Annotated in this window: 9 protein-coding genes; 7 read left to right on the top strand and 2 right to left on the bottom strand. The window is 51.0% G+C overall.

Translation table 11 applies throughout. The annotated features are described in order from the left end of the window. The first annotated feature begins 5 nt into the window (after window positions 1-5). Both J7619_RS10680 and J7619_RS10675 read left to right on the top strand, forming a co-directional pair. A complete protein-coding gene (locus J7619_RS10680; protein WP_291197768.1) occupies window positions 6-1241 on the top strand; it encodes a DUF4374 domain-containing protein in 1236 nt (411 codons plus the stop codon). Between the two features lie 125 nt (window positions 1242-1366). Next, on the top strand, window positions 1367-2236 hold the full coding sequence (locus J7619_RS10675; protein ID WP_291197766.1) for an AraC family transcriptional regulator: 870 nt from the start codon (window positions 1367-1369) through the stop codon (window positions 2234-2236). Between the two features lie 121 nt (window positions 2237-2357). Here the strand turns inward: J7619_RS10675 and J7619_RS10670 are convergent, their stop codons facing one another. Together J7619_RS10670 and J7619_RS10665 are read right to left on the bottom strand one after the other, a co-directional pair. Continuing rightward, window positions 2358-2798: a hypothetical protein gene (locus J7619_RS10670; RefSeq protein ID WP_291197764.1), complete on the bottom strand. Its 441-nt coding sequence runs from the start codon at window positions 2796-2798 to the stop codon at window positions 2358-2360. Between the two features lie 271 nt (window positions 2799-3069). Then, entirely contained in the window at window positions 3070-3267 is a 198-nt protein-coding gene (locus tag J7619_RS10665) for a hypothetical protein (RefSeq protein WP_291197762.1), read from the bottom strand. A 103-nt stretch (window positions 3268-3370) separates the two neighbouring features. Between J7619_RS10665 and J7619_RS10660 the strand changes: the two genes are divergently transcribed. The 5 genes from J7619_RS10660 to J7619_RS10640 all read left to right on the top strand — a co-directional run bounded on the left by J7619_RS10660 (window position 3371) and on the right by J7619_RS10640 (window position 11896). After that, window positions 3371-3922 carry a hypothetical protein gene (locus tag J7619_RS10660; protein ID WP_291197760.1) on the top strand — a complete coding sequence of 184 codons (552 nt, stop codon included), beginning with the start codon at window positions 3371-3373 and terminating at the stop codon, window positions 3920-3922. 102 nt (window positions 3923-4024) lie between these two features. Further along, the gene (locus tag J7619_RS10655; RefSeq protein WP_291197759.1) at window positions 4025-6280 is read left to right on the top strand and encodes a CRTAC1 family protein; all 2256 of its coding nucleotides are present in this window, start codon (window positions 4025-4027) and stop codon (window positions 6278-6280) included. A 165-nt stretch (window positions 6281-6445) separates the two neighbouring features. Further along, window positions 6446-7027, top strand: coding sequence for an RNA polymerase sigma factor (locus J7619_RS10650; protein WP_291198306.1), 582 nt, complete (start codon window positions 6446-6448; stop codon window positions 7025-7027). A gap of 103 nt (window positions 7028-7130) precedes the next feature. Beyond that, on the top strand, window positions 7131-8117 hold the full coding sequence (locus tag J7619_RS10645; protein WP_291197757.1) for a FecR family protein: 987 nt from the start codon (window positions 7131-7133) through the stop codon (window positions 8115-8117). 296 nt (window positions 8118-8413) lie between these two features. Further along, window positions 8414-11896 (top strand): TonB-dependent receptor, encoded by a 3483-nt coding sequence (locus J7619_RS10640; RefSeq protein ID WP_291197755.1) that lies wholly within the window; start codon window positions 8414-8416, stop codon window positions 11894-11896. The last annotated feature ends 94 nt before the right edge of the window (window positions 11897-11990 follow it).

The raw sequence follows: 11990 nt of genomic DNA, 5'->3' as shown, positions 1-11990 counted from the left end.
AGAAAATGAAAAAGTCATATTTGAAATGGTTTTTCGTAGTGGGTATGGGCGTAGCATTGGGCGCGTGCAGCAGCGATGACGATACGACCAATCCAACACCGGAACCGGGTACCGGCACGCAGTCTCGCTACGTCGTAGCCTCGGCGCCGATCGGCTCACAAGGCGTTGCGGATTACCTCCTCACCACGGGCGACCTGTCGCAGGGAACCATCAGCACAGTGGGGCAGGGGATCGAGCAGGATGGCTCTTACCGCTATTACCTGACGCATAAGGGCAAGTTTTTCAGCTTGCTGTACGGCCAGGGAAACCCGGGCGCGGTTACCACTTATGCATTGGATGAAAAAGGTGGTTTGGTAAAGACTTCCGACTTCCAAAGCGAAACCGTTCAGGTTTTTGCGCCGGCAGGGGACGATATCCTGACGATCAAAGTCCCGAGAAGCGGTAATGAAAGCGCATCTTGGTTCCGTATTAATGCAGATCAGTCCAAAATTGTAGGCGAAGGTCAGGTGAATATCGTGAAACTCGCGGGCAACGGCGAACGTGCGCACTTTACATGGGCCACGCAGGTGGGCGACAAGATTTTCGCGCCGTATATGAGCATTAAAGGTGCTGCACCGGATGTTTTCGGTACTGTCAATCCGGATAGCAGCTGGATTGCCGTGTTCTCGTACCCGGCTATGACACTCGACAAGGTGATCAAGGATAACCGTACCAGCTTCATCGGTTCTTACTTCAACAACGGTCTGTCAGTCGATGAAAACGGCGATGTATACGCTTTCTCCCCGGCATCGGCTACCAACAGCGGCATGGCCACTTCTACGAAGCCATCGGCATTCGTCCGCATTAAAAAAGGTACTACCGAGTTCGATCAGAGCTATTTCTTTAATGTGCAGGAGAAGTCGGGCGGTTATAAGATTGCCAACCAGACTTACCTGGGCAGCGGCAAGTTCCTGCTATACATGTACGGCGACCTGGGCAAGGCATCGGGAAGCAAAAAACTGGCTATCGCGGATGCATACAACCAGACATTTTCATGGGTAACCGGTGTCCCCGACGTAATCGCGTCGTCATCGGCTTCGTATAACAACAACACTGTCAGTGATGACAAAAAGAGCGTCTTTGTAGGGATCAACACCGATGCGGGCAGTTGGGTGTACACCGTGGATATCGCCACTGCAACCGCCAGGCAGGGCCTCAAAGTCGAAGGCGGGGCTATTACTGCCATTGTTAAGGTCAAATAGTTTGGGTTTTAGAAGTACTACAAACCCCGCCGGCTGTGAAGTGCGGCGGGGATTTGTGTTTTGCGGGATGTGCGCCCGCTGCCGATATTTGAGGCCGGGAAGCGCATTAAGCAGCGAGAAAGGATATGGATTATATAGCAGACAACACGATCGAAGAACAGCAGCGCGCGGAATTTCCCCTGCACGACCTGGGCGACGCTTTTTTTGCCTTGACTACGATTGAAGATGGCGATGAACATTTTTTTAATGGTATGCATCGTCATGACTTTTACGAACTGCTGTGGTTTACCGACATTAAACCGGAGCAGGCACATTACATTGATTTCAACAAATATCCCATCGCGCCCAACCAGGTTTTTCTGCTGCTGCCCGACCAGGTCCACAGCATGGATCAGCGCGAGAAATGCGGCTTTCTGATGGCTATTTCCAAAGATTTTTTCGAGCGGCTCATCGGCAATGATATTTTCAAACTATTCAGGTACTCCACCAATTTTTCCATCACCATACCCGACTGCCGGTTGTCCGTTCTGAGCATGCTGCTGGACCTCATCCGCATCGAATATGACGATGCAAAACGTCCGGCTATTCTCGAATCCTATCTCCGGAGCTGGTTCCTGCATTGCATTGATTTTCAAAATGAAACAGGCGACCTGGCCTCACGCGACCCGCGTCTTCAAATACTGCTGGAATCCATCGAAACCAATTATCGTAAGCAGCGCAGAGCGGATTTTTACGCCAACGAGCTATCTCTCAGCGCCAAGCGCCTCAACGAGCTCACCCGTAGTTCGTTCGGTAAAACCATCAGCCAGATGATCAACGAACGTCTCATCCTCGAAGCCAAGCGCGAAATCGGTTCCGTCCGCAAACCGATTAAGGAAATCAGCTACGAGCTGGGCTTTTCCGAGCCGGCCTATTTCACAAGGTTTTTCGGGAAACAGACGGGCTACGCGCCGGAGGAATTCAGGAAGCGGATGGCGGTGTTGTATGAGGGGTGAGTGATATGACAGTGATAGACTTGCACCTTCAATATTATTTTGTATCTTCGCACTATTCCTTGCTGGCAAGGAACCTACAAAGGTCTCAAACGCTGAACCCGTAATCAGCGTTTTTTTGTTTTCATAGCTTCGACTTCCCGTTCGTTTCTCCACTAATCCAATCCGGACTCTCTTTTATTATTTGAATAGTCCGTTCGGACTGAATTTCATAGGCAGTCACAAATTTAGCTTTCAAATGGCCTGTAAAACGGATAACAACCATGTAACTGTCTTTGATAAACGCGACACGCCGCGCGCCATCATACATCTTTTTGTCTCGATCCCATCCCTGTTTCAAGATAGCGTCCGGGTCGGTCAGCGTGTCTTTAATCCTGAGCATTTTTTCGAGTCTGTTAAAAGAAAGTATCGATTTATCCCTTGCTTTACGGTTGTCGCTTTCGTAAAAAGCATGATTGAACATGTCTTCGAAAAACCTGACCTGGATGCGGTCGAGCGTAAAAATTGGTTTATCGGGATTACAATATTCTTCTTTCCAGAGCAGTCGAAGCTGCTCCTCTGTCATTGAATGCGGCTTAATTCTTTTGTATTCCATATTGCTCGCGAGCTCGCACCGTAGCTGTTAATTCTGCTTCCTGCAACTGAGCGTTGAGCTTAAGGTTAAGAAAAAGGCTTCCTGTTAATACGGCGTTCGTCCTTTTTGCTGCAATATCTTATTTTTCGTTCTGTACTTAATTGCCGCTAACGAACCCGAACGAGCCGTTTGGACATCGCTTAAATTTTTTCCGTTAAAAGCAGTTGTTCGGTTTTTCCGAACAACTAAAATCCCTTTCAAATCACCCCACCCGCAATCCAAAATCAAACCTTTCGCTCACAACCCTCCTCAAAATTCCGATCTGCCCACAGTGGTACATGGTATGCTTCACATTCCAGTCTATCGCTTCGAATTTGTTGGTCGCAACCGGGTGGGGGACAGGAGTAGGTTCCAATGGGTTTTCGAGTTCGTCCAATGTTACGGTTGCAAGTGTCTGCAAGTGACCATTTGAAAATTGCCGGACACATGCGTAAATGGAATATTGATAGAATATCTATGACGAAATTTTTGTAAAAACGCCTACATTTGATGAAAACAGTCAGGTGAAAAAGGTTTTCTCCATCCTTATGTGCGCGTTGCTGCTCTACAATATCATGGGCTTTCCGCTTGTGTATTGGATAGGGGAGTATTTTGCGGATGCGGGGAGTGAGGAAGTTTCGAAAGGATCACGCCTTCCGGATGAGCTGCTGATCATGAAAATCCCGATCATGGTCCCTTACCAGACCGACTGGCAGGTGGCCGAACAGGCCGAAGGACGCCTGCGACGCGGCGACGATTTTTATCAGATCGTCGAACAGCAACTGATGAATGATACTTTGTATGTCAAATGCAAGCTGGACGTTTCTGCCAAGGACCGTTACCTGGACCTCGTGTCGCATGTCGACAAGCATGTGAAAGGCGGCGTCACGGACGGTAAAGGCAAGGCACCACAAGTACTCAAAAACTTCTTAAAAGATTACCTCACTTTTAACAGGAAACACTGGTTTTTTGTCATTGACTGGATCCGGACCGGGACCGGTTTCAAAGGCATTTTACTGACCATACCTTCCATGTTCCTGCACGTTGCCTCGCCTCCTCCCAAGCCTATTTTCTGAAAAAACATCGTACATGAAACACCCCTTTTTGCCGCCGGACGCGCATGGAGGGGTTGCTGCGTGTATGCTTTGTGGTATTCGAAAAAAGCTAACAGATAGAATATGAGGCAAAAATTGATACTTTTTACCGTCGTGCTTACGGGCGCGCTGGCCCTAAGCCTGTGCACGAAGCCGACGTCGGAAGACAAAATGCTGGGCTTGTTGCAGGAGGCGAAACGAAGGGCGTTTAATTATCAGAACAACTTCTGCCCGGATGCCCAGCTGATGTACCTTGATTCCCTGCTGAAATCCATTCCGCCGGGAGAAGTGGCACAGCAATTCAGGGTAAAGCACTTTAAGGCCAACGTATTGCTGCAACTTGGTCGGCCTGACGATGCGATCGCCATCCTCAGAGGCCTGGAACGCAACCCGGGCCCGTTTGAAACCCTGCCGGGCGTCATGCGTAAGGTAACCGATGATATGGCGGTTGCCTATTTGCGTTTTGGTGAGCAGATCAACTGTATCAACAACCATTCGGTGGATGCATGTATACTTCCGATCAGGAATGGTGGGGTACACTGCAATACCAAAGGCTCAAAAGGGACAGTGGATATCTATAAAAGAATGCTGGCTGAAAAGCCGGATGATTATGAAGCATTGTGGTTGTTGAACATCGCGTATATGACGCTGGGTGAGTATCCGGCGCGTGTCCCGAAAACGATGCTGATCCCGTCGATGGATGCCGACGATCCGGTAGCGGTGAAGCCATTCGAGGATATTGCGCCGGATTTGAAACTGGATGTAAGGAACATGGCCGGCGGTGTGATTACCGAGGATTTTGATAATGACGGCTTCCTGGATTTGGCTATGTCCGGCTGGGACCTGAGCGAACCGATGCATTATTTCAAAAACAATGGCGATGGGACATTCACGGACAAATCGGAACACTCGCGGCTGAACAAGTTTACCGGAGGATTGCATATGACGCAGACCGATTTTAATAATGATGGTTTTAAAGACATTTTCGTACTGCGCGGCGCGTGGCTGGGCAGCCCCTATGGCGACCAGCCTAATTCACTCCTTCGCAACAATGGGGACGGCACTTTTACCGATGTGACCATCGACGCGGGGCTGTTATCCATGCACCCGACGCAGACCGCTACCTGGAACGATTTTAACAACGATGGCTGGCTGGATGTGTTTATCGGAAACGAAACGACCATCGGTGCCAATTACCATCCTTGTGAACTGTACCTGAACAATAAAAACGGCACTTTCAGCGAGGTGGCGAAGCAAACGAATTCTGCGATAGCGGCATTTGTGAAAGGCGTGACGTCGGGTGATTACGACAACGACGGCTGGAACGACCTCTTTATTTCGACGCTCAGCGGGCACCGGTTCCTGCTTCGGAACAGGGGTGTCAGCAATGGGAAGATCAGCTTCGAGGACGTCACACAGGCTGCCACGCTCGACAAGGATCAGAACCGCAGCTTCGCGACCTGGTTCTGGGACTATGACAACGACGGCTGGCAGGACATTCTCTGCGGCGATTACACCATGGATTACGCCCTCAGCTATTACGCGGCAGCGGAACGACTCGGCAAGTCGCCGGAATTCCACGGGCAGCCCGTGCTTTACCACAACAACCACGACGGCACATTCACGAACGTCACCAAGGCGATGGGACTCGATAAAACCGGCTTCGCCATGGGCGGCAATTTCGGCGATATCGATAATGATGGTTACCTGGATATTTTCATCGGTACCGGTAATCCAAGTTACAAATCTTTGATACCCAATAAGATGTTTCGGAATGTGGAAGGTAAAAGCTTCGCCGATGTGACGACTTCCGCGAAAGTGGGAAGCTTGCAAAAAGGGCATTCCGTAGCATTCGCCGATATGGACAATGACGGTGACCAGGACATTTACATCGAAATGGGCGGCGCGTATATAGGCGACGCTTATCAAAACTCGTTCTTCCTGAACCCCGGACAAAGCAACAACAACTGGATTTCGCTGGACCTCGAAGGCGTAGCCTCCAACAAGGCGGCCGTCGGTTCGAAGATCAAACTGACTTTTACCGAAAATGGCAAAAAACGAAGCGTTTACCGCGTTGTCTCGTCGGGAGGAAGCTTCGGGTCTCAGCCATTCAAGCGCGAGATCGGTCTGGGGCAGGCGCGGACGATCGACGAGATAGAGATTCGCTGGAATGGTACCGGAAAGGTGCAGAAATTGCAAAATGTCGCGGCCAATCAGTTTATCAAAGTCCGCGAAGGCGTTGCCGCGCCGGAGAAGGTTTTAATCAAAAAGCTGGCTTTCAAGCGTGCCCATGCGCATGAAATGCCGATATGCGTGCCGGTCGCTAAGGCGTCTATCTGAGCATTTTGCCCAACCCCGCTGGCCACAGGCGCATGGTCTGTCCTGCGGGGTTTTTGTTTTTCGTGATGGATAATTATTATGATTAATATCATTAAATTGTAAACGCCTTCCGCTTTTGCCGATGTTTCCCTCAGTTTTTTTAACCTTTTTTCCATTGCTTTGCCCGTGAACCATCCATACAGCAACTATTCCGAACAGGCCTTGATGACGCTGGTATGCGAGCAGGACGAGGAGCTGGCATTCAGGGAGTTGTATCGCAGGCATGTGCGGCTGCTGGTGCATACTGCCATCCGGAAGACGGGCGCGAAGGCGATTGCAGAGGATCTCGTGCAGGAAACTTTCGTCAAGTTCTGGCTCGGGCGCCATAAGTTTGACATTCAGAAAAATATCCAGGCCTATCTCAACGGTACGCTCCGCCATTGCATTATCAACTACTACCACCAGGAGCAGCGCAAGCAGGTATTGACACTAGAAGACGGGGATTTCCTGCCAGACAATGTCACAACCGAAAACCTCGATTTCAATACCCTCAATGAATTCTATGAGCAATCGCTGCTCAAACTCCCTGAAAAATGCCGGGAAGTATTTACGCTCAGCCGTAAAGGATACAGCCTCAAAGAAATTGCAGGCCTGATGGATATTTCGGAGAAAACAGTAGAAGCCCACATCAGTAAGGCCCTGAAAATCCTGCGTGTGGAAATGAAAGACTACATCGCATTGGCAGTACTCATGCTACCGATCATTTGACACATCCAATTTTTTGAAAAAAAATTCCTATTGGAGTAAGGGTTGTTCCCGCTTTTTCATGACTGTACTGTTAGTCGATTAATAAGTGTAAAAACTACACCTAATGAAAAAGCCCCCGTTATCTCCTGAAACCCTTAAAAAATACCTGGCGAACGAATGCTCCGACGAAGAGCGTCGCCTGGTGAACGAATGGTACCAACAACTGGACGAGCCTGCCGACGAGCCCTTTACGGAGGCCGATCAGGACCGGCTGTACAACCGCATCCGATCTTACCTCTCCGAATTGCGCAAGAACGACGGGCCTGCAACACCGGTATATGGCTTGTGGCATTACATCGGGCGCATCGCCGCGGTGCTTGCTATTGGGTTAGGTTTATTATTCTTTTTGTATAAAAAGCCGACGAAAATGGCGCAGCAAAATGACCGGCCGGATGGTGATTGGGTCTCTTACGTTAACGAAAAGCAAAAGATTGTTCCGCACACGCTTCCGGACGGAACCGTCATCTGGCTGCATCCGGGTGCGAAAATTTCTCACAATCATCCTTTTCTGATTCGGGAAGTACTGTTTTCCGGCGAAGGCTTTTTTGACGTGAAACGCGACCCCTCCCGGCCATTCGTGATACATACCGGTGAGCTGCAAACGAAGGTGCTCGGTACCAGCTTTAATGTGCGGGCGATTCCGGGGGAGGCCACGGTCAAGGTGTCGGTCGCGACGGGACGTGTGGAGGTGAGCGATGTGCAACGGAAAGAGCGTGTGGTCCTCAGACCTGAGCAGCAGGTGGTTTTCGAGCCGAAAAGCAAACACCTGGAAGTGCAGAAAGTGCTGGAAAAGGACTCGCACAAAGAACTCTGGCAATCGGCCTCGCTGGTTTTCAATGATACGCCCATGAGTGAAGTGGCTGCGCGCCTGGTGCAGACCTTTCACGTCAAAATCGGTTTTGCGGAAGATGGCCTCGCGGATTGCCGGCTGAAAGTGGATTTCACCGACCAGCGCCTGCCGGAGATCCTCGAGATGATCGATACATTGCTAGGGAGCACCTACCGCATTGAAGGTGATAGCATTACGCTGAAAGGCCAAGGATGCCGTTAATGCTCAATGACAATACCTGACAACACCTGACTAAACCTGACTAAACCTGACCAAACACAACCACCACAAAAGCCAATACATTCCAACCAACCCAAATTAATCCCCTGACAAATAGCATGAAAACATAGCTACCCCTCATCCAGCAACTTTTAGCCACAAAAAAATCAGGAGTGGTTGCGACACCCCTGATCACAACCGGCTAAAACATCCCGGAACGTGCGGTTCACAGGCTCGCCCGAAGGCAGGCTTGGCAGGATAACTATTGTCTGAATTTTAACCCGGTCAACCGTAAAATTATGAAAAAACCTTTTCATCCACGGCATAGATTGCTACTCCATATCATGCGCCTGACTTTTTATCAGTTACTATTGATCAGCCTTTGTTCGGTGGTGGCTGTGGCGAGCCATTCACCGGCCCAGGAATTACTGAATCGTGACGTGACATTGGACCTGAAAAATGTCACGCTCAATGAGGCCCTTGCCCGGCTGGAACAGGGTACGAAGGTGAAATTCGCTTATAGCAGCGGCTTGGTGAACCTTCAAAAGACCGTGAGCATTGATGCCCGGCAGGAAAAGCTCTTTGCGGTGCTCGACCGCCTGCTGTTGCCGCTGGACATTAATTACCGGGTGCGCAACAACCAGATATTGCTTTCCCGTGCGCCGAAAAAAACCAGTGAGGCACCTGTTGGCGCATCGTCCGAGCAGCTTGCGGCAACGGCCGACAGGACGATCAAGGGAACTGTGACCTCGCCCGAAACCAACGAGCCGCTGCCGGGCGTAAGCATTATCCTGAAGGGCACGCAGCGCGGCACGACTACCGACGTTTCGGGGAAATTCCAGCTCGAAGTGCCGGATGAAACCGCGACGCTCATCTTTTCATTTGTGGGTTACCTCTCGCAGGAGGTGATCGTGGGCAACCGCACCGATCTCGCCATTGCATTGCAGCTTGATACGAAGGCATTGGACGAAATTGTGGTGGTAGGCTATGGCACCCAGAAGAAATCGACGCTAACGGGTTCGATTGCAGCAGTAAAGGGCAGTGAAATCGCGGAAAACCCGGTACCGAACGTTTCCGGCTCCATTGCCGGTCGCGTGGCGGGGGTAAGTATGCGCCCGAATGGCGGCCAGCCTGGTTCCGATTCCCCCGAAATTCACATCCGCGGGATTGGTACTACGGGGAACAACAAGCCTTTGGTCGTGGTGGATGGCGTCATTCGCGACAATATCAACCAGATCGATCCCAGTTCGATTGAAACCGTGACGGTTTTAAAGGATGCTGCGGCTGTTGCGCCTTATGGACTCGGCGGTGCGAACGGAGTATTGCTGATTACCACTAAAAAAGGTGCTACCGGTGCGCCCACGTTATCATTCGGTGCCTATTATGGTTCGCAAACACCGACCTATTATCCCAAAATGCTGAGCGCTCAAGATTATATGCGGCTCAAAAACGAGGCATACCTGAACGAAAACCCGACGGGTACGCAACTGCCTTTCGCGACGGATCTGGTCGAAAACTACGCGGACCTGAACCGTCAGGACCCCGACAAATACCCGATCAGCAACACGAAGGACCTGGTGAATATGAATGCGCCGATGCAGAACTACACGCTGCAACTGAGCGGAGGTTCGGAGCGGATCAAATACCAGACGGGTTTCGGTTTCCTGAAACAGAACGGTATGTTCGACCCCGTGAAGTACATGCGTTACAGCTACAATATGAACCTGACGGCCGAGGCGACCAAAACCACCACGGTTTCGCTTTCGCTGATCGGTTCGGTGGAGCGGGTGTCGTCGGTGGATACGGCAGTTTCGGCTGGGAATTTATTCCGTAACGGCTTCAAATACATTCCGATTCGCGCTTTGTATTACAGCAATGGTTTATGGGGCGAATTTGCAGGTAACTCGCCGGTAGGGGTTTTGAATGCAGGTTATACCAAAAACGCGAACAACACTTTGCTGACGACAATCGCTATCGAGCAAAAGCTACCGTTTATCAAAGGATTGAGCGTGAAAGGTACTTTCAGCTATGACCCGGTTCAGCGTACCAAGAAGGGCTATCACAAGCCGTTTTATTATTACACCCAGGACCTGACCACGACGCCTTACACTTACAAACGCGAAATCTCGACAGCGGAAGGAGGGGCGGCCGCATTTTCCTGGCTGGCGCAGCAGTTTATCAAAACCCAGACATTTACATATCAGGGTTACCTTAATTACCACAATACATTCGGCAAGCACGATTTCACCGGCCTGATCGTGGCTGAGGCCCGCAACAATACTTACGAACTGTTTTCGGCCCGCCGCAACAACTTCGCCGTGGACGTGGATGAGCTGAATATGGGTAGTTCCAACAAAAACGACTTCGATAACGGCGGTACCTCATCAACAGGCAGCCAGATCGGTTATGTCTACCGTGTGGGCTATGCGTATGCGGGCAAATACCTGCTCGAAGCTTCGGGGCGCTACGACGGCCACTATTACTTTGCGCCGGGCAAGCGTTGGGGCTATTTCCCTGCATTTTCAGCCGGTTGGGTGATTTCGGAGGAGAATTTTTTGAAGAATGGCTTCAACTGGATCGACAACCTGAAAGTACGCGGTTCGTGGGGTAAATCGGGGAACCTGGCGGGTACGGCATTTCAATACCTGACGGGCTACAACCTCAATGGCAATGCCTATGCATTCGGGCCGGGCTCGATGGTACAGGGTGCGGTGGTGCCCAACGAGGCCAATAAGAATATCACCTGGGAAATTTCCACTAAAACCGATATCGGTCTGGAAGCATCGCTGTGGCGCGGCATGCTGACGATCGAAGCCGATTATTTCCACGAAAAACGCACCGGAATGCTGCTTCCGCCTGCCGTGAGTGTGCCGGTGGAGTATGGCCTTGCGTTGGCCGACGAGAATGGCGGTATCATGGAAAACAACGGGGTGGAATTAAGCCTGGGTACCAACTATCGCTTCCAGAACGACCTTCGCCTGGGTATTAACGGTAATGTGAGTTACGCCAAAAACAAGATGATCAAAGTCTTCGAAACGGCTGCCACGCGCAACAACCCTAACCGCAGCCGCACAGGACGCGCGCTGGGAACGCAGTTCGGCTATAAAACAGACGGATTGTTTACGACCGACGACGACAAGAACGACGACGGCCTGATTAATGCGGCCGACGGCTACAATGTAACGCAGTTCGGAGCATTGCGGCCGGGCGACATTCGCTACGTGGACGTGAGCGGCCCGCAGGGAGTCCCCGACGGCAAGATCGACTCCAACGACGAAGTGGTGATCGGGAAGCCCGTGTATCCGCTGCTTACGTATGGTTTGAATGCAACCGCCGATTGGAAGGGTTTCGACCTGAACCTGTTTTTCCAGGGCTCGTCACTTGCCAGTCTCGACATCCGCCAGTTCCAGACCATTCCATTCAATAATAACAACAGCAATTCGAGCTATGAATATTACGACAACCGCTGGACGCCGCAGACGCAGGGTGCCCGCTACCCGCGCGCTACGCAAGCGCCTTACGCGAACAACACGCAGCTGTCGGACTTCTGGATGACCAGTACGGCTCATTTACGCCTCAAAAATGCCATCATCGGCTACACGCTGCCCAAGAGCCTCACACGCGCCATGGGTATCCAGCATGTGCGGGTATACGCGTCTGGACAAAACCTGCTAACATTCAGCAAGTTGAAGTTTATGGATCCCGAAGTAGGCTACACCGACCGCGAAACAGCCTATCCAAACCAGAAAGTATACGTGTTTGGGCTTAATGTGACATTCTGATCAAAATGACTACTGGAGAAATGAAAGACCATACGGCACCGTCCCCCTGAGCGGAGTCGAAGGGCATTGTGCAAGTAGCCCTTCGACTCCGCTC

It is taken from the genome of Dyadobacter sp., assembly GCF_017744695.1.
Lineage (GTDB): Bacteria > Bacteroidota > Bacteroidia > Cytophagales > Spirosomataceae > Dyadobacter.
This window is presented reverse-complemented; position numbering and strand designations above follow the sequence as displayed.

Excerpts from the sequence above, each read along its gene's own strand:
- J7619_RS10680 (WP_291197768.1), top strand. The coding sequence starts at position 6 with ATGAAAAAGTCATATTTGAAATGGTTTTTCGTAGTGGGTATGGGCGTA.
- J7619_RS10675 (WP_291197766.1), top strand. The coding sequence starts at position 1,367 with ATGGATTATATAGCAGACAACACGATCGAAGAACAGCAGCGCGCGGAA.
- J7619_RS10670 (WP_291197764.1), bottom strand. The coding sequence starts at position 2,798 with ATGACAGAGGAGCAGCTTCGACTGCTCTGGAAAGAAGAATATTGTAAT.
- J7619_RS10655 (WP_291197759.1), top strand. The coding sequence starts at position 4,025 with ATGAGGCAAAAATTGATACTTTTTACCGTCGTGCTTACGGGCGCGCTG.
- J7619_RS10645 (WP_291197757.1), top strand. The coding sequence starts at position 7,131 with ATGAAAAAGCCCCCGTTATCTCCTGAAACCCTTAAAAAATACCTGGCG.
- J7619_RS10640 (WP_291197755.1), top strand. The coding sequence starts at position 8,414 with ATGAAAAAACCTTTTCATCCACGGCATAGATTGCTACTCCATATCATG.